22 protein-coding genes are annotated in these 22,529 nt (G+C 40.1%); 11 read left to right on the forward strand and 11 right to left on the reverse strand.

Annotated features, from left to right (window positions below):
- The 4 genes from traN (at position 1) to IQ13_RS20910 (ending at position 3,144) form a co-directional block, all read left to right on the forward strand.
- Complete coding sequence (traN, locus tag IQ13_RS20895) at positions 1–786, forward strand: conjugative transposon protein TraN (RefSeq protein ID WP_144888696.1); 786 nt, start codon at positions 1–3, stop codon at positions 784–786.
- 64 nt (positions 787–850) lie between these two features.
- Positions 851–2,065 carry a hypothetical protein gene (locus IQ13_RS20900; RefSeq protein WP_144888697.1) on the forward strand — a complete coding sequence of 405 codons (1,215 nt, stop codon included), beginning with the start codon at positions 851–853 and terminating at the stop codon, positions 2,063–2,065.
- Between the two features lie 38 nt (positions 2,066–2,103).
- Positions 2,104–2,847: a hypothetical protein gene (locus IQ13_RS20905; RefSeq protein ID WP_144888698.1), complete on the forward strand. Its 744-nt coding sequence runs from the start codon at positions 2,104–2,106 to the stop codon at positions 2,845–2,847.
- A 3-nt stretch (positions 2,848–2,850) separates the two neighbouring features.
- Positions 2,851–3,144, forward strand: a complete 294-nt coding sequence (locus IQ13_RS20910) for a hypothetical protein (RefSeq protein ID WP_144888699.1) — start codon at positions 2,851–2,853, stop codon at positions 3,142–3,144.
- A 67-nt stretch (positions 3,145–3,211) separates the two neighbouring features.
- Here IQ13_RS20910 and IQ13_RS20915 read toward each other — a convergent pair whose 3' ends face one another.
- Positions 3,212–4,729 (reverse strand): DNA recombination protein RmuC, encoded by a 1,518-nt coding sequence (locus IQ13_RS20915; RefSeq protein WP_144888700.1) that lies wholly within the window; start codon positions 4,727–4,729, stop codon positions 3,212–3,214.
- Positions 4,730–4,877: 148 nt separating this feature from the next.
- Here IQ13_RS20915 and IQ13_RS21430 point away from each other — a divergent pair, with 148 nt between their 5' ends.
- The 6 genes from IQ13_RS21430 to IQ13_RS20945 all read left to right on the forward strand — a co-directional run bounded on the left by IQ13_RS21430 (position 4,878) and on the right by IQ13_RS20945 (position 10,764).
- Positions 4,878–5,135 (forward strand): hypothetical protein, encoded by a 258-nt coding sequence (locus tag IQ13_RS21430; RefSeq protein WP_158637456.1) that lies wholly within the window; start codon positions 4,878–4,880, stop codon positions 5,133–5,135.
- Positions 5,136–5,585: 450 nt separating this feature from the next.
- On the forward strand, positions 5,586–6,080 hold the full coding sequence (locus IQ13_RS20925; protein WP_144888702.1) for a hypothetical protein: 495 nt from the start codon (positions 5,586–5,588) through the stop codon (positions 6,078–6,080).
- A 10-nt stretch (positions 6,081–6,090) separates the two neighbouring features.
- Positions 6,091–7,350 carry a DUF4407 domain-containing protein gene (locus IQ13_RS20930; protein ID WP_144888703.1) on the forward strand — a complete coding sequence of 420 codons (1,260 nt, stop codon included), beginning with the start codon at positions 6,091–6,093 and terminating at the stop codon, positions 7,348–7,350.
- On the forward strand, positions 7,347–8,309 hold the full coding sequence (locus IQ13_RS20935; protein ID WP_144888704.1) for a DUF4407 domain-containing protein: 963 nt from the start codon (positions 7,347–7,349) through the stop codon (positions 8,307–8,309). The genes IQ13_RS20930 and IQ13_RS20935 overlap by 4 nt, the downstream gene beginning before the upstream one ends.
- 2 nt (positions 8,310–8,311) lie before the next feature.
- Positions 8,312–10,261 (forward strand): J domain-containing protein, encoded by a 1,950-nt coding sequence (locus tag IQ13_RS20940; RefSeq protein WP_144888705.1) that lies wholly within the window; start codon positions 8,312–8,314, stop codon positions 10,259–10,261.
- Positions 10,262–10,314: 53 nt separating this feature from the next.
- Entirely contained in the window at positions 10,315–10,764 is a 450-nt protein-coding gene (locus IQ13_RS20945) for a hypothetical protein (protein ID WP_144888706.1), read from the forward strand.
- Positions 10,765–11,297: 533 nt separating this feature from the next.
- On the opposite strand, the gene IQ13_RS20955 is transcribed toward IQ13_RS20945, so the two are convergent.
- From IQ13_RS20955 to IQ13_RS20970, 4 genes are all read right to left on the reverse strand, one after another.
- Complete coding sequence (locus IQ13_RS20955) at positions 11,298–12,071, reverse strand: type I restriction enzyme HsdR N-terminal domain-containing protein (RefSeq protein ID WP_144888708.1); 774 nt, start codon at positions 12,069–12,071, stop codon at positions 11,298–11,300.
- 150 nt (positions 12,072–12,221) lie between these two features.
- A complete protein-coding gene (locus tag IQ13_RS20960; RefSeq protein ID WP_144888709.1) occupies positions 12,222–12,887 on the reverse strand; it encodes a helix-turn-helix domain-containing protein in 666 nt (221 codons plus the stop codon).
- The gene (locus IQ13_RS20965) at positions 12,884–14,545 is read right to left on the reverse strand and encodes a tetratricopeptide repeat-containing sensor histidine kinase (RefSeq protein ID WP_144888710.1); all 1,662 of its coding nucleotides are present in this window, start codon (positions 14,543–14,545) and stop codon (positions 12,884–12,886) included. Before IQ13_RS20965 ends, IQ13_RS20960 begins: the two co-directional genes overlap by 4 nt.
- 64 nt (positions 14,546–14,609) lie before the next feature.
- Positions 14,610–14,789 (reverse strand): hypothetical protein, encoded by a 180-nt coding sequence (locus tag IQ13_RS20970; protein ID WP_144888711.1) that lies wholly within the window; start codon positions 14,787–14,789, stop codon positions 14,610–14,612.
- A gap of 377 nt (positions 14,790–15,166) precedes the next feature.
- On the opposite strand from IQ13_RS20970, the gene IQ13_RS20975 reads away from it, so the two are divergent.
- The gene (locus tag IQ13_RS20975; protein ID WP_144888712.1) at positions 15,167–16,219 is read left to right on the forward strand and encodes a hypothetical protein; all 1,053 of its coding nucleotides are present in this window, start codon (positions 15,167–15,169) and stop codon (positions 16,217–16,219) included.
- Between the two features lie 386 nt (positions 16,220–16,605).
- Here the strand turns inward: IQ13_RS20975 and IQ13_RS20980 are convergent, their stop codons facing one another.
- The 6 genes from IQ13_RS20980 to IQ13_RS21435 all read right to left on the reverse strand — a co-directional run.
- Positions 16,606–17,289, reverse strand: coding sequence for a hypothetical protein (locus tag IQ13_RS20980; protein ID WP_144888713.1), 684 nt, complete (start codon positions 17,287–17,289; stop codon positions 16,606–16,608).
- An 8-nt stretch (positions 17,290–17,297) separates the two neighbouring features.
- The gene (locus IQ13_RS20985) at positions 17,298–18,332 is read right to left on the reverse strand and encodes an alpha/beta fold hydrolase (protein ID WP_144888714.1); all 1,035 of its coding nucleotides are present in this window, start codon (positions 18,330–18,332) and stop codon (positions 17,298–17,300) included.
- 42 nt (positions 18,333–18,374) lie between these two features.
- Complete coding sequence (locus IQ13_RS20990) at positions 18,375–18,752, reverse strand: hypothetical protein (RefSeq protein WP_144888715.1); 378 nt, start codon at positions 18,750–18,752, stop codon at positions 18,375–18,377.
- Between the two features lie 828 nt (positions 18,753–19,580).
- A complete protein-coding gene (locus IQ13_RS21665) occupies positions 19,581–19,904 on the reverse strand; it encodes a peroxiredoxin family protein (RefSeq protein WP_144888716.1) in 324 nt (107 codons plus the stop codon).
- A 9-nt stretch (positions 19,905–19,913) separates the two neighbouring features.
- Positions 19,914–20,234: a hypothetical protein gene (locus IQ13_RS21000; protein WP_144888717.1), complete on the reverse strand. Its 321-nt coding sequence runs from the start codon at positions 20,232–20,234 to the stop codon at positions 19,914–19,916.
- Between the two features lie 544 nt (positions 20,235–20,778).
- Positions 20,779–22,529, reverse strand: a 1,751-nt coding sequence (locus IQ13_RS21435) for a choice-of-anchor Q domain-containing protein (protein WP_158637457.1), incomplete at its 5' end; no start/stop codon positions are given.

Raw genomic sequence — 22,529 nt, forward strand, 5'->3', positions numbered from 1 at the left:
ATGAAACAGCTCATCTTCTTTTTACTTCTGTGCGTTACCTTGTTTCGGGTACAAGCACAAACGACAATCAGTATAACCACTGATAAAACAAGCAGTCTTGTTTTTTCGAATCCCATCCTTCATGTGGATCGTGGCGCAAAGGCTATTCTGGTACAAGGTATCAAAGACGCCCCGCATATACTCCTGGTAAAAGCAGCAACAAAGAATTTTTCAGAGACCAACTTGAGTGTTGTGACCGTTGATGGCAGTTTATATTCATTTGCTGTTCGTTACCATTCGCAACCGGAAGAACAGGTTTATCATGTAGCTGCCAAAAAAAGTTCACCGCTACAAAATTATGCAACAGGCATACTGGATAACCCCCGAACGATCAACGGAATCCGTGATAGCAAATGGGATATGGCGGCAGAAATTACCGGCATTTATGTACAGAGTGATATACTTTATTTTCAGTTGCACTTAACCAATAACAGCCCTATTGATTTTGAGCCGGAACTGATGCGACTCTTTATTCGTGACAGAAAAAAAGCCAAACGCACCGCTCTACAGGAACAGGAACTACCTCCCCTGCTGGTTACGGCAAATCCCGGAGTCATCAAAGCAATGACATCATATACAATGGTTATTGCTGTTCAAAAGGTGACTATACCGGACGCCAAACAAATGCTGTTTCAGCTGATGGAAAAAAACGGCGGTCGCCATCTGCAATTAAAGATCTCCAATAAAAAGCTGATGCAATCAATCCTGCTGCCGGATTACGCAGCCAAATCAAACAGTATTCCATAATCAATTTGGATGAATACAATCCTATCTACCGCAATCGCAGATCCAAAAGAACAAATGTATAAACATGCAGAACGAACATCCTCTTTCTGATGAAATACTGGAACTGGCTGAACAGGCACTGCGTGACGGTAAGCCATTTATGGTCTACAACAACAGTGTTTATTTTCTGGATAAAACAGATGTTTATTTCTTTTCCACTCTTGTAGAAGCAAAAAGCTTTGCTGCCGACAACATCAGTGATCATGATCGTTTTCATGTACTTCCATTTAATTCTATTCCAGATCTGCTTGCTAAGATTCCCTATGGAGAACAATTACATCAACCGCCAATCATTGACCCGGATCAAAACGGATTACACAACCGGGATGGCAATGCATTCACGGATGCACTGATAGAGCATTTCGAATCAAAAACTATTTCAGAACAATTAAATTCAAAAAACATGAACCAGGAAAATCTTCAGTACCTGAGTGACAATCTCAAGTACATGGGCTTCGGCGAAAACCTCAAAGCCGAACTTGAAAAAAATATGCAGGAAGGAAAACCGGAATTCAAGCTGGAATTCTTCAATGAAATCGGCAACAAAGGTTTTGAAGCTATGCTGAACTTCCGCAAGTCTGATTCAACAGACATGTATTTTTTCAACAATTACCAGGCAACACTGCACCGCAGTAATGGCGACACGGTTGAACAAACGTTTTACTTAAACAAAGGCAAAGGCGTTACGGCCAAAGAAGCTTTTAACCTGCTTGATGGCAGAGCCGTGCATAAAGAATTGCTGACAAAAGAAGGCCAGCCTTACAAAGCCTGGTTACAACTGGATTTTGACAACAAAACCGACAAAGGGTTTGAAGTAAAGCAATACCATGAAAACTACGGTTACGACCTGAAAGTAGCCGTAGGAAAATTTGCCGTTGCTGAACTCAACGATCCAGATAAAGAGAAGGCACTTATAGCATCGCTGCAGAAAGGAAATGTTCAGTCAATTACTATTGAAAAAGATGGAGAAAGTCACAAGATGTTCGTGGAAGCAAACCCGCAATTTAAAAACGTAACGCTTTATGATGGCAACATGAAAATGGTTACTAAAGAAGCAATGGTCCAATACCAGGTAAATGGAACAGGAACTGCAAAAGCACAGAAAGAGGATATTGCCGATGATAAAAAAAAAGACCTGAAACCTGAACTAAAAACAAAGCCTGAAAAAGAAAAAAAAGCAGAGAAAACACTACTTCCCAAAAAAAGGGAAAGCAAAGGAAAAGGATTGGGGGTATCGTAAGATACTCTCTATCCCTTTTCCCTTTTAATTGAATGTATATGCATCTTGAAAATCTCACCTCGCTTTCATCTCAACTGGATCTAATCGGTTTTAAAAACATGACGGCATGCCTGGCAAAACGGATCTGCCTGCTGCCGGCATGTTTTACGATTACAAAATCGGTTAGCATCAATAACGATGAACTGTTCTTTCACTTCCACTTCAAATCCGAACCGGAAGTTCCTGTTTATTGTTTAGACTACTTTGACGCTGGTTTTAAAAAGTATGTTCCGCTTGACGGTCTAACGATCAATGACATCAAGCTGGATGAGCTGGACAGGTTGATGAAAACCATTGACTGGAAAATAGTCTTTGATTTTAGCGAAGCTTCTCCTACCGAGCAAGACAGGATTCTTTCTGTATCGGCACAAGTTGAAAAGATCATGCAACAGTTCGTCCAGCTCAATCAAACAGAAGAAGGACAACAACAGGTTATCCTGTTAAAACAAAAATACTGGTCAGTTATTCCCTATCACGCTTTGATGGGTACTGTTACTTCACCAAAAGCAACGAATGAGATCATACAACGGTTTTACTGTACCGATCAGCAGGCATCAGTAACCATACAGGATGTTTACAGGTTTTTACAATTCAAACGGATTGAAAAAGAAATGCGTGTGAAAGGAAAACCACAAATCGTTTCACGGCTGCATACATCACATGGCAGTGAAAAAATAAACCGAAAAAAATCGAATACAGTAAAATCTGAAAGCAAAACAAATGAAACTAGAAAAACAAACTAGTCTATGGAACTGCAACTCATTTGGAAAACATTCTATCAGAAAATTGCGGAAGATCCCCGTATCGGCACAACACATATCAGCTTATACATGGCATTGCTGCATATTTCATTTTCTAAAGGAGAAAACCCTGTTCAGTTTAAACGACAGGAGGTGATGCGCAATGCAAAAATTAATGCCAGGCATACCTTCAACCGTTGTATCAACGATCTTTCATTATATGGCTATATCTCCTACCGGCCTTCCAAAAACGGTTATTGTAAAAGCAATGCATTCATGATCATACCTGCAGAACAATAGTTCTGCATTTTAAATTTGTAAAAAGCACACCTGCAGCAAAAGTAGAAGCGCTGCGCTCTTCAACCCTTTACTCACCTTGCCTGTTCAACAAATTCTCCGGCAAACTCTTCTTGGTCTTTAAACCAAGGTCTTTCAGTTTCGTTGCCTGTGTTACAAGGTTATCATTACCAGTAGCCAGCTGTTTATAAGCCTCTCCGTATTTGTTTTGGGCTTTTTGTAAATGGTCCCCTACATCCTCGAGGTTGCTGATAAAACCTACAAACTTATCATACAATTTGGCTCCCCGTTCAGCAATCTCGTTGGCATTCTGGTTTTGGTATTCCCGCTTCCACAGGTCAACAATCAGTTTTAAAGAAGTAATTAAGTTCGTGGGGCTCAGTAAAAGTATTCGTCTGTCATACGCATAGTTCCACAGTTCGGCATCAGCCTGCAATGCAGCAATATAAGCAGGCTCACTGGGCACAAACATCATCACAAAATCCAGCGTCTTATTGTAATCATCATATCCTTTTGCACTCAGTGTCTGGATATGCCGTTTAATCGCTGCCACATGTTCGTTCAGTGCATGCAATCTTGTTGCTTCATCAGTTGCATCCACCGCTCTCGTAAATGCATTGAGCGATACTTTCGAATCAATGATCACATGTCGGTTATCCGGGTACTTGATCACCGCATCCGGCCGCATCTTTTTATCTTCTGCATCCGAACGCAAAGCGTTCCCCTGTTCATCATACAACTGGTGTTCCATAAAATATTCACGGTCCCTTACCAAGCCCGAACGTTGCAGAATATTTTCCAGTATCATTTCACCCCAACCACCCTGGGTTTTCGATTCCGATTTCAGTGCACGGGTCAGGTTGTTTGCCTCTTCGCTGATTTTACGATTCAGCTCTGCCAGTTCTTTCACACGTTCTCCTAAGGAGAAGCGCTGCTGCGATTCTTTCTGGTACACTTCTTCCACTTTCGTTTTAAACTCAGAAATATTCTTACCCAGTGGCTCTAAAATACTATTCAGGTTTGTTTTATTCAGTTCGGTAAATTTTTCTGTCTTTGTTTCCAGGATACGATTTGCAATATTCTCAAATTCTGTCGTAAACTTTTTATTCAGGACTGCCATCTCTTCTTTCTGCGTATGCAGCTTCTCCTGCAACGCTTCATTGTTTGCCACCTGGCCGGCAAGCCGGTTAACAGATCCGGCAAGTTCCAGCCTTGTTACCCGTACTTCTTCTTTCAACAATTCTGCTTCCTGTTGTTTTTCCTGCAACAGTTGATGAGCCGCCCGCAGTTCTGCTTTTACACCCGTCAGTTGAGAAGCAGTATCCAGTATCTGTAACTGGCTATCTTTAACAGCCTGCTGCGAATGCAGTAGTTCTTCAGCCTTCGCCTGCACTTGTTCCCGGAGATTATCCACCTGCATGGTTTGTGCAGCACGGTAGCCTGCAAACGCTTTGTCCAGATCAGCATATTGTTGCTGCATACCAGCAAGCTTCTTTTCCCATTCAAAACGGCCGGTCGCTTTTCCAGCTAACCAACCGATAAGTGTGCCAATTGCAAGTCCAGTGATGAGGTATATAATTATTTCCATAAAATGTAATATAGTAAACGAGCGCAGGAAAAAGATAAAAGGTCAATTTTCTAATTTGACCTTTTATCTATAGATGAAGAAAGATTCTTTTCTTCATTAAGCTAATTGGATAAGTATCCATATAACAGCTTTACCGTCATAAGGCGGCATGGTGTTACCTTTAGCTATAGGAGCAGTCGTACTTGGAGTACCTTGTACTTTCCAAATTCCACTTTCAGGACATTTTTCACCAGTTCTGGCTGTTGTTCCTATTGGCATTTCAATATTTTTAAGTTGTTCTCAAAAAATGAGAGTGAGAACTTTCCCTCTTAATCAACTAATTAAAAATACCAGCCCTGCAACAATAATATTTACGGAAAACAGTATTTCCCTTAACTGCGCAAAAGATACATTGCAAAGCATTTAAACACCTCATCATGAAATTCGGATTCAGAAAGCCATCACTAAAAAAAAGAATCGCTGCAAGAACCTCATTGAAAAGAGTGGTGAGGCACAACCTTGGCCTTAAAGCCCCAAGGGGATTGGGCTGGTTAACCAATCCCAAAAAAGCCGCTTATAACCGAGTTTATAATCGAACATCTAGGGGGTGCATGATCGTGCTGGTTGTTTTATCAGGATTTTTGTTTTCACTTATAATGCTCATTTTTTTCTGATCAGTTGACATCTTGTTAAGGAACACTTCTACAAATAATATTTCCTGCGTCGCTTCCGCCAATGACTGTGTTAGTGCATTTCTTTTACCTCTTACGGCAAACCGTAAAAATCCATTTGCAGCAAAGGATATATTGCAAACCATGTGTTATCCACTATTTATAATTGACATACTGCTGTAATCTCTCATTAACCAGAATTGTTTATGATGAAAACCAGCCTGTTTACACGTTTGTTTTGTTTTAAAAAGCCCCGGGTTATTCAACTCAGCTACCTCCCAATGCTTGTAAAAAACAAGCCATTTTTATTTGTGGCCTGGGAACTAAAGCATGCATATACAGTAAAATTTATTCCCCTCAGAAACAGATATCATGCAGCACACAATGCTGCAGTTGTAACCATCCCTGCTCATTTCAGCCAGATTACATTTAAGGCTGCCAACTACTGGAGAAAAACAACGATAATTCTTCAACTGCAAATGGTACAGCTCGATGAAGCCGCAACGGCTCAACTCATTGACGGCTTTCAACCTCTCAACAAAACGGTACTACATACGCCGCAAATAGCCCATTTGAGAAACAACATTTCCTGTAAACGTCTCAAAACTCAACAGCGATTTTGCACAATTAAACAGATCAATCAGTTTAAGGTAACTACACAACCGCTTGCAACCATTATTCAACCCATCCTTTACCAATAAACAATCAGTTATGCATCAGCGTGATTTTTATCAAACACCAAAAGCAGGTCTGTTCATGCGGCTCTTATGGAAAGCTGCAGGTGCAGATCGTTATATCCTTGAAAGAAGTACCTATGGTGACCAGATGAAATACCTCTGTCTCGGTGGTATTATCGTTGCAACAGGCTTCATGGCCGGCATTGCTGGCGGATTTGCATTTTATACCATTTTTGAACCTCGTGGAAATGCCATCGACTCATTTAAAACAGCAGCTGATATCACAAGCAGCTATGATGCGGTGCACACAGGCACCCTGATCAAATCGATCATCTTTGGAACAATCTGGGGTCTTATCATTTTCAATATCGACCGCTTCATTGTAACCAGCACTGGTAAAGGCGATGGTACTGAAGACATTACCGGCAAAGAATTTAAAAGCGCCCTCCCCCGTATTATCATGGGCTCCATTATCGCTTTAACTATTTCAAAACCGGTGGAGATAAGAATGTTTAAAACAGAAATTGATGTAAAGCTTCATGAAAAACAAATGGAGCAGCAGCAGATCTATAAAGCCAAAACAGACAGTCTCTTTAATTCTGAGCTGGCGAAAAAGGACAAAGAAATCGCAAAATTCGAAGCTGAGTTACAGGGGAAGATAAAAAGACATACCGATCTGGAACAACAGTATATCGAAGAAGCCAGAACAATTACCGTTGGGCCAAGAGCTCTTGCGGTAAAGGCTCAAATGATACAGGTTGCAGCAGAAATCGAACAGGATAAAAAAAATCCTGACTATGTAAGAATAAAAAAAGAAAAAGAGGAAATCGAAAAAAGAAGAGAAAAAGCACTAAATGCGAGCGAAAAAGTAGCTGCAGGTCTGGATGGCCTATTGGAAAGGATAAAACTGGCGCATGAAATAGCCGGCTGGGTAATATCGCTGTTCATCACGTTGTTATTTCTGGCTCTTGAATTAACACCAATTTTTTTTAAGTTAATGTTAATCAAAGGACCTTATGATTACATGGAGGAAAACATAAAAGAACTCATAAAAGCTGAAAGAGGCATCGAAGTTCAGTACAACTTTTACCAAGGTGAAAAGGAAGGACACGAAAGAGACAAAGTAGTCCAGCATGAAGCATTAAGACTACTGAAAGAAAAAATACAGATACTCCAATCACAGAGCGATATCAGCGAGCAGGCCATTAAAAGCTGGAGGGATATAAAAATGCAGGAAGTAACAGCTAACCCCGGCAGCTATATTACTGATTCTGATACAAAAACTGAGGCATGAACCGGCAACGTCAATTCTCGTGGATGGTAAAACCGAAAGGATTTATCAAACTGCTTGGTGGGGAATATGAACTGATGCAAATGGCCGGCGGAACTGTCCTGTTTAAATTCTATTTGTCTTCCATTATCATTTTACTGATTGCCATAATTTCGTTTGCCTCAATTGTATACGCTATCGAACTGCTGTTCCATGCATTACTTGTGGAAATACTATTGTCTACTTTTTTATCATTGTTGTTTGTATTGCTGTTTATTTTCATTGTAAACACTTTCACCAAGGATGCACGACATCGAAGACTGCTTAATTTTTCCAATGTCACCAGGCTGGGATTTGTAATGTTTATAGGTTTCATCATCTCTAAACCTATTGAAGTATTTTTCTACCGGCATGCAATTGAAACAGAAATCAAAACTCACAAAGCAGAATTGGCAAAAAAACATACACTTAAAATTGAGCACCTGTTTGCAAATGATCTGGTCAAACTTCAGGCAGAAAGAAATAATTATATCAGTTTAGGATCACCGGCAGATGTCCAGCGTACCGACAGCAAGATCGCTTACATTAATCAAAAAAAAAGAGAGTTGGCAGCCGTTTCCACATTCCGCATTGAGCAGGGGGCATATTTCATCTACCGCATAAAAGTAATTTCCAATGAGCATCCCGGAAGTTGGCTGATAAGTTTTGCTGTTGTTACTCTTTTCTTCTTACCCATTTACCTTATTTATTCAATCTCATCCGATGAAGAATATTTTAAACGAAAAAATGCACAGGAGAAAAGAATGATTGAAAGAGCCTACAATGCTTTCACAAAAAAATATGAACAGATATTCCTGCAACAATATGGTTTGCAACTGCAGTTTTATTCAAAATATGAAGATCCGCCATTTAATTCGATACTGAAAAAACCACCTGTTTGCAGATCAGCGAATGATTTTCATGAACGCTTTGCCCAGTCCTGACCATGGATTACAGAAAAGATTATTATCAGCTACTAGAAGTCTCAGCTTCTGCTTCGAAAGAAGAAATCCGTGCGGCATACCGCAGGCTTGCCAAGTTGTATCATCCCGATAAAAATACAGCAGATGCAAGTGCGGAAGAAAAATTCAAACAGATAAACGAGGCCAATGAAATATTGAGTAATGATTTCCTAAGACAGGAGTATGATGCTTACAGAAAAGAACAAGAAAAATGGGCAGAGATCAAGGCTAAAAAGGAAACTGTCAATGAAGAAATTAAACAGGCAAATAAAAACAGTTATACCCGAACCCAAATCGTAACCACCGAAACAAGAACGTATATCAAAGGGATAATTACTGTAAAATACTGGGCAGCGACTGAGCAACGTTTAGCAACAGGTATTGACAAGGAATTAGATTATAAAATAACCCCGACAGAAGCCAGCATTGTCATACAAAAACAGGATATTCATTCTGCACAGAAAATTCCGTTGGATTATCTCAGAGCTTTAAAAGAGTCGGATATATTTTCCGTACCTATTTCGCAGCCAATCCGATGCGAAGTTGCAACAGAACTCGGAAAGGAATACTATGAGTTAACATTAAATGACATCCGGATAAAAAATATAAGGCTGGATGGCATTACAAAACATGAGAACTACAGCTATGGTACTTTAACCGGAAATATTTATGGTTATAGTCCAAAGTTTACCTACGAGGAGAAGGAAGAAACAGTAACAGAATGCTTTGGAGAAACAGGCAGGACGGAACATAAAGAAGAAAACGGCATTGGCTACGTCCGTAAAGAGTATTATCATCCCGATTGCAGTACCTATTGGGGAAACTGGATACCTGTCCCTCAAACACGTGCATACACCAGTGCTAACAGATCTGCAAAGCAGACACCCCATATTGTAACCCAGCCCGCAACTACCGGCTGTGGAATTTATGTTTGGCTCTTTGCCTTATTGAGTTTGCTCTATCTCGCACCGCAGTTTTTTATTGTCTGTTTGGTATTGGCCGGGTTGGGAATTTTAGTCTATTACGGAGGAGCCATTTTTTCCTCTGTCAGTAGAATCTTATCTGCTGTGGGCTTGGGCCTATTGTTACTATTTTTGATTGCTGCGGTTCGGTCGATCACTGGCTCGCAGAAAACATATGTCAAGAAAAAAACAAACCACGCTTCGGTAAAAACAACCAGATCTGCCAGACAGCAAACAACTTCAGCTGATTCTGCAGGATCCTCCCCAGACACACTCATCACCCATCATTTGAAATGGCAGGATTACTCCGGCAAATCTTACGAAGGAAGCATCAGCGTATCTGTACTTGCATTGCGCAATGCAAGCAACTTACACAGTCGAATGAGCGGAAACTTCTATACTGAAATGAGTGACATTTATAAAACGATGCTCATTAATGATTCTTCACAATTGTTTTACCTCTACAAAACCTTCGATTCCATAAAAATGAGTAACAGGCTAGACGAAATAGCTTTCAGCCAGGTATTGATATCGGCCATTCAATCGTTGCCTTACTTTCTTGTTCTTGACAGGGGCTGTAATGAAAACTATCAAGATGATTTCACTCGCAACTACCTGGCAACTTGCAAAACTGACTGCTGTATTGGCAATGAACTTTTTGGCGTGCGAACACCAATCGAGTTCCTTTCAGATCTTAAAGGCGACTGCGACACGAGATCACTGCTGCTATACCTGGTATTGAAGCGTTATAACTATAATGTCGCACTGCTGACCAGTAATTATTACAAACATGCATTGATCGCTGTGAATTTCACAAACGAAGTCAGTCGGCAGGGTTTGAATATCACAATTGACGATAAAATATATTACCTGTGGGAAACAACCAGTTCAGACCTCAATTATGGCGAAGTGTCTTCCAGCTTCAACAACCTGTCATATTGGAATATAAGTTTATTAAATAAAAAAATATAGCAATGAAATCAATCTTAAGCATGTACGATCTTATACCGGTAATACTACTTGTATTGCAAACATTTATCCTTTTACTCAGCATTGTTAGCGTTTTAAGAAAAATCAAGCTGTTACAACTTCCATTTGCAGGCATAGCTTATCCCAAACTCCTGATCACTGCCGCCATCCTTCTTTCAACGATGATGATCAGCTTTGCAGATATTGACGGGCTGATGCAATCCGTGAGGGTCTTTCACAATTACGGGGATGGATTTTATCGCAACCTGTTTTTCAAATTCAGTCAGTTTATCCTCCTGATTATGCTATCTGAATTTCTATTTGCACTCCTCTTTTTTGTAAGTATCAGAATAATTCCGGGTTTCCGTCAATCATTTGCAGATCAAGATGATTTGCCGGGAGCTATCCTGCTGTCGATTGTTATGCTGCTCTTGGCGTTCCTGTTATATTGCTGCACAACCGAAGTAATGGAAAAGTTAACTCCTAAGTATATTAATTTCAGTTAGCAAATTAATTAACACAACACTGTTTAAAGATTTACTGCAGTAATTTTTTTGCTAAAACATAGAAATGTGTAAGAATTAAAAAGGTCGTAGTTATACTCTACGACCTTTAATCCTCTATACATATTTTGAACACTCAATAGCCTGTTATCGTCTCATAGGTTTAATAATATTCTTTCCTGCTGATTCCCCGCCGCATGCCATCTTCGGCATCCCATGAACCATCGCTTCTTTTGCAATGATATAACTGCTTATTGTACGAAAACATTTTGCATTCACACATCAGCAATATGATTACTTAAATCGAAAAGTCTAGTAATGATAACAATACCCGCATGCCTTTCTGTATTTGCCTTTTGCAGCATTTAAATCTGTCGCTTCTATTTCAGTACTGCAATTAATCAACCCCTGGCAGTGATTTGTTTTATGGTAAACCTTGGACTGCGGGCCGTTGCAGAGATACACCTGGTTATCTCTTTTACAACCCAGCAGAGTGATAAAAATAAGGAGAATCAGTTTTTGCATTTATAATTACGTTACTCAGAAACAACTGAATTACTAGCAGAAAACTGATCATCTACCTTTATACTTACTTTCTCTTTCTTAACTCTGGCCTTAACCGTTTTAAACGGTTTAATCAACGCAGGATCCATTTTATCTGCTATAATCTTGTGTACGGCGGCAAGAATGATTTCGTCATCACATTTTTCATCGTACCTGTTTTTGATCATTTTCCTGATACAGCTGAGTACAGCATCAGAACAGAGGATACCAGCTATATTGTAAGGATCGGTGGCTTCACATTTATTCCAGAGAGGTTTAAAAGAATTCTTTACGACGCTTTCTTTATGAAGGTGTTGCAGGTTACCAACGGCCGTTTTAATACTTGCAGCGTCACTAAGATCTAATGCAAATATTAAATGAGATGAAATGGGTTGTGCGAAGATGATCTTATAGAATTCAAAATTCCGTCCGTTCGTCAGCAGCGCATATTCAATGCCTTCGTTGGCACCATAGTTTACCGTCTGACGCAGATGCTTTTCGGACAATTGAAACGAAAGGGCTTTTACCTCTACCAGGAAATGTCTTGTCTTATTTACCTGGATCACATAATCAGCATAAGTGCCTTTGATCATGTATTCTGTTTTTATCTCCTCCAGTTGTTTATAACCCAACACATCGGAGAGAAAACGGTTGATCATGATTCTGGTGCCGGATTCATCCAGTTCCTTCCGCCCTCCTTCTAAATAATCTTTACGATAAGCTTTAATAGCAGCCGCTAATTTTTGTTGTTTTGATGCAGAGAGCATAATGGTTCGTTTTGAATGATTCGGGATGTTTCATTTCAAAACTAACTGACCGCATGATCTTTTTTTTACGGTAAACCGTATGCTGGTAAAAGGTGCACCGGTGGTTATGTACTAAAATTTCGCTGGAGAAATGATGCGCCTGATACGGGTTTAGAGCAATCCCCTTTCTTTACAAAACAACACAAGTTGTTCGTTCTTTTTAAATCCAAGTTCATCCCGTAACTCCTTCAGTCTTTTTTCCACTTTGCTAAGGCTGTTGGGTTCGATGTGATGCGCTTTCAAATACGATTCAATTTCCTTTTGCCGATACCCTTCGGCAAGCAAACGGATCACAGTAACATCAAAATCTTCAAACTCAAAACTATTTCCCTGCCGCAGAATTTGCAACACTGCATGCGAATAGTAAGTTTCCCTTTTTGACAAAGCTTCAAAGGCTTGCTTTAATTCCTTGATATCGTTCCTGGCTTTCCGCACATACGCATCTATCTTATACTGTTTGTACAGTTTATTGATATTAACAGCACGGTCTTCGCCTGTAAAAACAAGCACCATAATTGCCGGCTGAATGCTGCGCACGGCTTTGATCAGTGCATACCCATCTGTAATTTTCTGATCCCTGCCATCTGCATCAAAACCGAGGTCTGTAATCAACAAATCGTAAGGAGCCCCTTTTTGAAGAGCCAGTTGTATCCTGTTAAAAGCCTCATCACAGTAATAAACATAATCCCTGTTATTGACATTAAATTCAGCTACCGTTTTTTCAATGGAAAAATTGGCACTTTCATGGTCTTCTGCTATAATTACTTTATCAATCATTTGTTTGTGGGCGACAGCGGAAAGCTTATTGAAATGGTGACACCGCCTCTGTCGGTTTTTCCAAAAATAATATCCCCTTTCAGTGATTTAATACGGCTAACCGTATTTTTCAAGCCATTGCCGTGGGTATGATCATCGCTGAATCCAAGACCATCGTCTTTATAATTGATCAACCCATTACCATCCTCCTGTCGAAACTGGATCACCACGTTTTTCGCATGGCTGTGCTTTTTCATATTGATCATGATCTCGTTGAGGATTAACCGGATTTCCTGTTTTTGATGTAGCGAAAGGTCATTCAAAAAGGAATGGCCACCAACAAGGAAAACCTTTGTTTGATCATTGGCAAAAGATTTCAATAGCCGGAAAAGCGCTTTATCGTAGTCCCCGGTATCAGCAACCAACACCTCTTCGTATGAAATATTGCGGGATTTTTCATACAACCCTTCAATCTTATCGAGTAAGGGCTCTTTTGCTACTGCGTCCCCGTGTTCCAGTTCATTCATAATATTGTACAGTCCTGCAGCAACTACATCATGTACCTTTTGCGAGGTTTTCAATTGAGCATTCCTTATTGCATTTTCCGACTCCTGCTTGATCCTTTTTCTGCGTTTGTTGTACCAAAGAGATAAACCGGTTATAACAAGCATGGCAACAGCAATCAATCCAATTATCCAAAATCGTTGTCTTGTCACATGTCCTTTTAATTCAAGATTGTCTGCCTTACTTTTTTGGGAGTCATAACGTATTAAAGCATACCTGTTACGTGTGGTATCCCTTGAAAGCCGGGTGCTGTCACTGAGTTGTTTAAATTCTGTATACCAGTATTGCAGCGAAGAAGAATTATCCAGCCTGATCAGTTTATCAATCGCTTCAAGTCTGTCGTCGGGGCTTTGAATAAGTTGTGCCTGTTGGAACATTTTTTTCGCATACCATAAAGCAGAATCTCGGTTCGGACCCGTATAATAATCTGCAAGGTGAGCGTAGCTTGCATTCAGGCCTCTGTTATATTGGCTGTCGGTCCGGATTTTTAATGCCTGCCAGAATTCAGGTAAAGCGGGATACCGGTGATCCTGTAACCATTTTGTTTTCGCCCTGTTATCAATCATCCTGGCAAAAAGAGATTGGTCAGCAGGTTTCCGCAGAAGCATGGAATCATATAAAGCAACGGCCGCTTTGTATTTCCCTTTTTTTTGAAGTGCAACCGCTTCTCCATTCACCAGGTCAGCGAGGAAGCCTGAGTCATCGGTAAATTCTCTGGCTTTTTTAAACATAGTTATCGCTTCATCATACTGCTGCATGTCTACATGCACATTCCCTAATAAGTTATATGCATAGCTCAATTCAGCATGATGTGCTGTATTTAACGGATCGAGTGCACGAATGGTTGCTGTTGCATTTTCTTCTGCTGCATGAAGATCCCCTACCTCCCATAACATATCTCCCATGCACCGGTATGCTGTTCCTTTTTTAAGACTGTCACCTGCATTACCAACATACAGGGTAAACATCAGAAACGCTGAATCCAATTTTTCCAGACTATAGTAGTACGTAGCCTTATCGTAGTAGATCTTACTGTCATAATTTTTGTCATTTTTAACAACACATCCCCAAATAACAAGGCTCAATATGAGCAATAATGCATGAACAGGTTTCAAGAAAATTCCATTTTTTTTAAATATAAAAAAAAGGCAGAATAACTTCTGCCTTTCAGTTACATTCTCAACCTCCTGGTGGCGTTGGAGGTGGTGGCGGTTTGGGATTACCTCCTGTTTCACCTCCGGTATCGTCGGTGGTCGATAAACTTCCGATATGAATCAGGTTACAGTTACCGTGATCCTCGGCTGTATGAAAGGGATTAGGGCACAACAATAACCCTAACCAAATGATCAGTTCTATCATTTTTAAGTGATTTAAATGTTTGGAAAATGTTTGCAGGGGTCGCCAGTTCGAACTGGCAGCCTGTTTTGTAAGAAGCGCTTCTTACGATTGGGAAGGAAGAGCGTTGACCGCAGCAGATTAACAACTTCCCTTGCTGGTTAACCTTACTGCGATCCCCGCACTCAGCAGATCAACAGGCTTATCGTTAGATTTACCCGCTGGTCACATTGCAAACATATAACCGGCTAAAAGCCTTCAATGCATCCGGTTCCTGAGATTCCGATCATTCCAATAATTCCGGAAAACCGTAAGAAACCATACTCTGCAGGAGCTTACTTTTAACCTGTAATTCCAAGAATTCCGGTTATTATGTACATTTAATCAGGAAGAGAAATCATATGCGGCTCAGTCATCCGGAATATATCAAACTGGTCTTTCGTACCTACCAAATGTTACGCAGCCAACCCGAATGTTCACCTGCACTCAAGCAACCAACGCCCGCGGGTATCCGCAACGAATGCCTGACGGTGTATAAAGAACGACCAGAAAAAAAAGACGAACCTGTGCTTCGTTCCTTTTTTGGACCGGCAGAAAATAATTCCTTCTTAGCACCCATCGAAAAAATGTCCACTGTAAGATTTAAGTCATTCGCTAACTACCTTACCGGAAAGGCTATCAATACCGATAATAAAAATGTAGAACTACTGGCATGGCTGATCGATTTTCAACATAGACCTTTCCGGCTTGGGATGGATGTCCTATTAAACGAGACAGAAAAAACAATTATCAACAGTGATGACAAGACAGTTCCTTCACAGCATACCGAACTCCATACCGGGAGCAACAGCTACGAAGAAGATGTGCAGTATTCATCAGAAACTTTACAGCAGCATCCCGACAACTTAACAGCGGCCAATACAGCACCAGAAGTCTACGAACGAGAGCCCCGTCTTACAACCGGTATTCATAACGATCAAAGCCTTTCCGATGGTCAGCGTTTATCGGCATGGATGAGTCCGGAGAAAAAAGAATCCAACAACAAGAAGAAATGGGTTATCCTGGTGATCGCCTTATCATGCAGCTTTCTGTCTCTGACCGCCTACCTGCTTTTGGATAACAGCAACAAGTGCATGTATTGGGCAGGAGATCACTACGAGAGGATCGACTGTGATGAGGATGTACATAACAAGGTTGTATTTAATGAAGAGCGATGGAAAAATTTCAAAAAAATCACCGATTTAAGCTCCATCACAGAAAGTTCAATTGGAGTGGTGCATTATTATGGAAATAAGAACCGGGAATTTTTCACCACAGGAGGTAAACATCCTGTTGAAAGCAACCGTTATCTAAAAGTGATGACTCGATATATCTGGGAGAAAGACTTTGGCTCGAAGGATAGTACAGTAAAGGATACGTCAACGAATGAACGCATAAAAGCAATAGTTCATTAATTTCAGGATATAAGAATATTACAATTGAATCTTCTTATCTCTTTTTAAACTCGCAATCCCCATACAAAGACAACAGAACTGAAACAGTTCGATGAACGTATCTCCCTTCTCGAGCAAATGATAGATGCGTTGACCAATAATTCAGTAGCTAGGTCTGGAGGTGCTTACAGTAAGGGTGGCAGTTCGCAAAACAATTTTTGCGTTTCCTGCAAACAAAAAGGAACGCCCAGTAGAAGTAAAGCAATAGACTGTCTTGGTTTGGCCAGCTCAAAAATTTCTTAGTGATATTCTTTTTCAGTTGATAATTCAATTCGTCTATCTGTAGTCAATTCTAAGCTTAAAGAAAATATTGAAGTCTCTTTTCTAAATCCTGTTTAACCTGTATTTCAGAACCTAAAATTCACACCAAGTTGCCCATAAAAAGGCAGCAATGGCTGTGATATAAAATCCTGTTGTAAAATCCTTCCGGCTTTGAGAGAAATATCTATTTTTTTCATAGAATACCCTCCCTGCAGTCCATAATAAAAATTTCCCCCTGTTGCTGGCTCATACCAGCCGTCCTGTACATTGTCATAAATATTTCTTCTATACCACTCGCTATGCTTAAAGTTTGTAACAATCGCTTTATCAAAGCCTGCTTCAACTCCACAAAACCACTGTTTACGATAATAGCCCAGTACACCGGCAAAATCACTTCCGAAATTGAAAAGAGTAATTGACTGATTGTGATAGCGTCTTGCTACCCCCTGAAGCCTTCCTGAAAATTGAAAATGATTGAATGCAACCAACTTAATTTGTGCACCTAACCTAACTTTAAAATCATCTGCTAACTCCTTTCCTGCCGGCATAGAGAATTCACCGCCAATCCATAAAGGAAATCTTTTTATAGGTACTAAGTGATGATAACCCACCCCGGCAATTGCGCCATATTCTGCTCCTACATTAACATGTAACAACTGTTTATTTTGTTTAGATATATTTTTCCAGTTTATAACCTGTGCATCTATCTTATTTTGAATAAAAGAGAACGCACTAACTAATACTATTGACTTAAGCGTAATCGTCTTCATGCGTGTTGCTATAATGATTGTATGTATGAAATGATTTTAGGCTCCATGGTTGTTGTCCAAAAACTTATTTGGTCAAACATTCCCGAATGACCTACTCCCTGCGCTTTAAATATTTCTTTTTTTGGATAAGCAGATGAGATTTTTTCCGCCCAACTGTCTGGATATGCTTTATTATTACTACTGTAGATGAATAACACTTTTTTCAAAAACTGATTGATACCAGCCGAAAAATCCGGGTTAATCTCTTGTCCTAATTCATACGAAGCAGCATTAACAACTGCACCACTTCGGGACGCAACATAAGATGGTGCATTATTTCCCAAATCAGAACCAAGATCGCCCACTATTGCATTTGTAGAACCCATCAAGCCGGCTTTGTAATCTAAGATTTCGTGCTGGTCTTCTTTACCAGTCATAAACTGGTCAATATATGTGGCATCATTTAAGGTTTCGCTCCATAACTTGAAAGACCTGGATACTGAAATATAATTCACCACATCATCCCATTCCAAACCTCCGGGCTCGGCTACAATAAGTCCGTTTATTTCTGTGGGGTATTTTCCTGTATACGCTGTTGCCAACATAGCTCCCCAGGATTGTCCCAACAGAATTACTTTTTGTGCAGAAGATGTTTTATAATGCGCTATAACGCCTTTTAATTCATCATAGAATATTTTATCAAGGGCGTCGTTGGCTTGAGATTTATACCAACTTTTGGGAAATCGTTGAGAAAGTCCTGCGCCCCGCTGGTCGTAAAAAACAACCCGATAGCCCTTTGTTGCAAGGGTTTTGCAATTGAGCAGATAACGGTAGTCTCCTCCCGGGCCACCATGAATACATATAATCAATGTGCTGTCTTCCGGACCAAAAGCCTCTGAATGCAGCAATGCGCCGTTCACTAAAATTGAAGGTAACAACGCATCCTGGTCAACTGTTTTGTGCACCAAGCTTCCCGGTTCATTGACGTACCTTTCTTCCGTGCAGGAAAAAGAGACACTTGAAAAAAACAGTAAGGTCAAATAAATTCTGAACGATTTTTTCATGCCATGTATTTTTTATTCTTAGCGCTAATCGGGGTTTGGTTTTTATTGAAAAGTATATGACGTTGCAGAATTGGGGCTAGTATACACCTGTGACTTTACCACCTGGTTATTAACTAATATTTCCAACTTTACGGTTTGGGCAGGATTGACAAAATATCCGAGAGTTATAATACTGTTTTTGTTTACAGTTTTTGTAATGGTTTTCGTGAATGGCAGTGTAGGATTATCAACAGTAGTCAGTCCACCGGTTTCACTATAATAGGTAATTGATACCAGACCATTCGTTGTCGTACTGCTAACCTTATAAGTAATACTGACTTGTTTTGGATATGTATTTTCAACCCCTGAGTTTGGCTTTTTACAGGAGTCAGCAAACAAAATAATTAATCCGATAAAAAAAGAGTTTTTAAGAAGTTGCATTTTTTTAATTTTTAGATATTTATTTAGTTAGGATCATTAATGCTGACCTTATTGCACTTCAGCGTATTGGGTTGTATATTTTATCTGCGAGACATGAGGATGGCGTAAAGCCGATTAAGTGCACTCCAATGCGTTGACTTAAGAGAATTATCTTGTGATGAAGGTTTGTTTTAACGATATGTTTGATTACAACATCCAAATCGCTATCCTCCCAATTTGCAAGGCTACAGTACTCTATTTTAATAGTTCCATGTAAAGGTTTACCAATGCCTGTATTATCAAATATGATTCCTGTCATTCTACTTTTCAGAATAGGATCAGTCATTCTCATGTAAGATGAGTGCAATACTCCGACCGTGGATACAATGATTACTATTTTATCGGAGTTCATAGGATGATACAAACTATAATTAAGAGTGTGGTGTTTGTCAAAATTGATTTGAATAATTGCATGATGAATAGGAATTCAGAAGCAAATTTGAATAAATAGTTATCCGAAAAGGTGGAGAGGTCAATGAAAAACGGGTCCTCGTATACAGAAGGCAACATTTACGCAATGAAGTAACCAAAGGAGATTATTTCGACTTCGAAAAGCTAGTTTTCCATAATAAAGCAGTTAGTTGACATCAATGTTTGTTTCATTGTCTTCATGAGCAATTAAGCAAGAGAGGGCACTTCAAAGTGCAAATCTGGGATCAAAAATTAAAATGATAATAAACTAATTAGATTTAATTTATTCACAGCATCAGGCTTTTCGTTGTTGTATTCCGTCGGTTATCTTATAATACTTGACTTTATCCTATTTGAGAAAATTACAATTGATTCTTCTTAGCTTTTTATTAAACTCCTGCCCCTTTTAAAGACGACAGAACTGAAACAGCTCGAGACACCGACAATTTGCAATCCACGGGAATGATAGTTTTGATATTGTGCAACAAGGTTTGGATTTTCATTTCGGCAAGGCCCACACCAGGATGCCCAGAATTCAAGCAAGGTATACATAGCTTGCAGTTCAGAGAATTTCAACGAATCACGTTCGGTATCCGGCAAAACAAAATCCGCATAATAATGACCGACTCCAACTCCGCCATTCTGTTCAATAAATGCCTGAACTTTCTGTCCGAAAAAAGACTGTTGTGCTCTTGCTGACAATTGCTGTAATCAATCGAAGGAAAAGGCTCTGCCCCATTTTACACAATACACACTTAAAATATACGCAGCCGCCGGTGAGGAAGTATTGCTGACAACAAAACCTGCCGCTTTCGTTTTTAGCTCCTCTTCAACAACCCGTAACGCTTTTCTTGCTGCAGCATCACCTTTCTCAAGATTTTTGCGCAGGATGGCTGCATGTAACCGCAAAGGATTTATCAACCGGTCAAAAGCGTCCAACTCACGTTGAAAGGCAGAGCCATTTATCAGGGCATTCCGGAAATCTCCCTTTACGCCACTGAATATCAAAGGCTCGTTTTCTATCCAGAACAATTTATAATCTGAAAAAGATTTCGTCCGGATGACAATTGTTTTGGTAAAGAAGTTGATTGTTGTACAGGTTTGCGAAAAAAGAAACGCCCCATCTAAACCGACACAGAATCTATTGCCGTACCTGGATTATAAGCATCATCCAGAAACAACCAGCTACCGTCTTCATACCCATGAGCGAAGCCTGTTATACCATTGCCCCGGAACGACTTTCAGACGATAGCGTGTTTTTTCTTTCCGAAGCAAGTTCAAATCCAACAAGCACACATACTGTTAACAGCAACAATAGTTACATGCCATTTTTAAAATTATATTGCCTTGGAAATTGTTTCATTTACTGTTTACGGTTGATGCTAGGTTTTACTTCATGGATCTGCAATGATCAGCACGGGGTCCTGTTTAACAGAACATATACGAACATACACTTCCACCGGGAATCGCTATTTAGGTGGTCTTCTTACCCTACTCATTACTCAAGAACCAATAACAGGATTTTACCGTCAATAAACTTCCATGTAAGAGTGATTATAACGACCAAGACCAATTCCTATTCTTTCAATAACCGCAGTATCGAGCCATCTTCAAATTTCAGATAATAAACACCTTTATTCAGATGACCAATATTTAAGCGAACATGAAAACCTTCGATTTTTACTTCAGTAATTTTAGTGCCGTTAGCAGAAAAAAGAAATGCTGTTGTTTGCAAAAGCCTGCTGTTACCTATGAACAATGTTGCATGATCCTTAACCGGGTTCGGTATAATTTTAAGCAAACCGCTTCCTGCATTTACAGAAACAACGTTACTGTATGTAAATCCACCATCGTGGTCAATCATTTTTAATCGATAATAAGCAGTCCCCCCATTCATATGATAATCGCTGTATGTATAGTAATTAGCGTGGCCGTTTTTAGCAGGAACAACACCGATGGTTTTAAAATCAGCAAGCAACTTTTCAATCACAAACTCCCTCACTTGCTGTTCATTTTCTGTTTTCCAGCTTAAACCAATACAATCAGGTTGATTTACTGCCGTAAAACTGATCAGTTGAAGAGGTAAGGCTGAACTACTGGTTTTAACAAAGAAGCCACTAAAACCATTTACGTCAAAACTAACCTCCCACCTGTTGGCTGTACTGTTCCATAAGATGTCGGTATCAACAGGATTAATGGTAGTAACTGATCCTGCATATGTACCCGGCAACCCCGTACCATTACTGCTTTTCCCTTCTCTTTTCTCAATCAATAAATTCGCTTTACCTGAAAGATCAGATGGGCCTGCAGGCAAGTCAATATCACTCACAGCATTAAATTCATCAAATTCCTGCTGGGTAAAGAATAAAGTAACCCTGGCAGTTGCCGAAGCAGGATTATTCAGAGCTGTTACTTCGTAATGTCGTTTAACAAAGATCAAACCCGCAGAAGATGGCTGCACACTTTCAATCCAAACCGTCGCGGTCGTTTGTCCAGTCAGTGTATAACTGCCACCGCTTTGAATTGCTGCCACCTGACTGGTACAATTCGAATAGTTACTGATCCCACTGCTATTTTGAGAAATTGTCACAGAACTGAAAGCAGCAGGAATAGCATTGAATGCACTATTGCTGTGATTTCCTTCGTATGCTCCGATATCCAGCGTAGCTGTTCTGGTCAATCCCAAAAAATCTGTCGTCGGTGTACTGCCCGTTCCTGCACCAACGGCCGGCGAACTGCATTGTAAACGCAGGCCATCATCAGCTGTACCCCAGATATTGTCCGCTCCATCACCATCACTGTAATTAACGAATAAGGGATTGCCATTCAGTACACTGCTGGTAACAGTATTTGTTACACTTAAAGGAGAACCTGTTGCATCACGGATGATACAATTGTTAAATGTGGGCCAGTATTGCGAACGTGTCTCCGAACTATAGATTTCATTGCGACCCGGAACACTGGTGCTCGTTGGAGTATTATTCCATAAAATACAATTGCGGAATACGGCATCTGTAAAACCAGAATAGGCTGTTCCTGCAAAACGGGAGGTGTTATTGGCAAACGTACAATTCACAAAACTCGACGTATTGAATTCTGCTCCACCGGCCATCATTGCAGCACCATTGTCCGAACTGTTCCCATAAAAAATACAATTACTGATCGTGTGTGCGCCGGCATCGATGTACAAGCCTCCGCCACGTGAACCATCAAAGAATCCTGACCCGCCGGAGTTGTTGGCAAACACACAACGTGTCAAGGTCTGCGACGGCGTACCGGAGATCAATAACCCCGCACCAAATACACCAAAACTTCCACCACCTGCTA

The organism is Lacibacter cauensis (genome assembly GCF_007830055.1).
GTDB lineage: Bacteria > Bacteroidota > Bacteroidia > Chitinophagales > Chitinophagaceae > Lacibacter > Lacibacter cauensis.

Excerpts from the sequence above, each read along its gene's own strand:
- IQ13_RS20930 (WP_144888703.1), top strand. The coding sequence starts at position 6,091 with ATGCATCAGCGTGATTTTTATCAAACACCAAAAGCAGGTCTGTTCATG.
- IQ13_RS20960 (WP_144888709.1), bottom strand. The coding sequence starts at position 12,887 with ATGATTGATAAAGTAATTATAGCAGAAGACCATGAAAGTGCCAATTTT.
- IQ13_RS20935 (WP_144888704.1), top strand. The coding sequence starts at position 7,347 with ATGAACCGGCAACGTCAATTCTCGTGGATGGTAAAACCGAAAGGATTT.
- IQ13_RS20905 (WP_144888698.1), top strand. The coding sequence starts at position 2,104 with ATGCATCTTGAAAATCTCACCTCGCTTTCATCTCAACTGGATCTAATC.
- IQ13_RS20985 (WP_144888714.1), bottom strand. The coding sequence starts at position 18,332 with ATGAAAAAATCGTTCAGAATTTATTTGACCTTACTGTTTTTTTCAAGT.
- traN (WP_144888696.1), top strand. The coding sequence starts at position 1 with ATGAAACAGCTCATCTTCTTTTTACTTCTGTGCGTTACCTTGTTTCGG.
- IQ13_RS20910 (WP_144888699.1), top strand. The coding sequence starts at position 2,851 with ATGGAACTGCAACTCATTTGGAAAACATTCTATCAGAAAATTGCGGAA.
- IQ13_RS20925 (WP_144888702.1), top strand. The coding sequence starts at position 5,586 with ATGATGAAAACCAGCCTGTTTACACGTTTGTTTTGTTTTAAAAAGCCC.
- IQ13_RS21430 (WP_158637456.1), top strand. The coding sequence starts at position 4,878 with ATGGTGTTACCTTTAGCTATAGGAGCAGTCGTACTTGGAGTACCTTGT.
- IQ13_RS20900 (WP_144888697.1), top strand. The coding sequence starts at position 851 with ATGCAGAACGAACATCCTCTTTCTGATGAAATACTGGAACTGGCTGAA.
- IQ13_RS20970 (WP_144888711.1), bottom strand. The coding sequence starts at position 14,789 with ATGATAGAACTGATCATTTGGTTAGGGTTATTGTTGTGCCCTAATCCC.
- IQ13_RS20990 (WP_144888715.1), bottom strand. The coding sequence starts at position 18,752 with ATGCAACTTCTTAAAAACTCTTTTTTTATCGGATTAATTATTTTGTTT.
- IQ13_RS20955 (WP_144888708.1), bottom strand. The coding sequence starts at position 12,071 with ATGCTCTCTGCATCAAAACAACAAAAATTAGCGGCTGCTATTAAAGCT.
- IQ13_RS20980 (WP_144888713.1), bottom strand. The coding sequence starts at position 17,289 with ATGAAGACGATTACGCTTAAGTCAATAGTATTAGTTAGTGCGTTCTCT.
- IQ13_RS20915 (WP_144888700.1), bottom strand. The coding sequence starts at position 4,729 with ATGGAAATAATTATATACCTCATCACTGGACTTGCAATTGGCACACTT.
- IQ13_RS20940 (WP_144888705.1), top strand. The coding sequence starts at position 8,312 with ATGGATTACAGAAAAGATTATTATCAGCTACTAGAAGTCTCAGCTTCT.
- IQ13_RS20975 (WP_144888712.1), top strand. The coding sequence starts at position 15,167 with ATGCGGCTCAGTCATCCGGAATATATCAAACTGGTCTTTCGTACCTAC.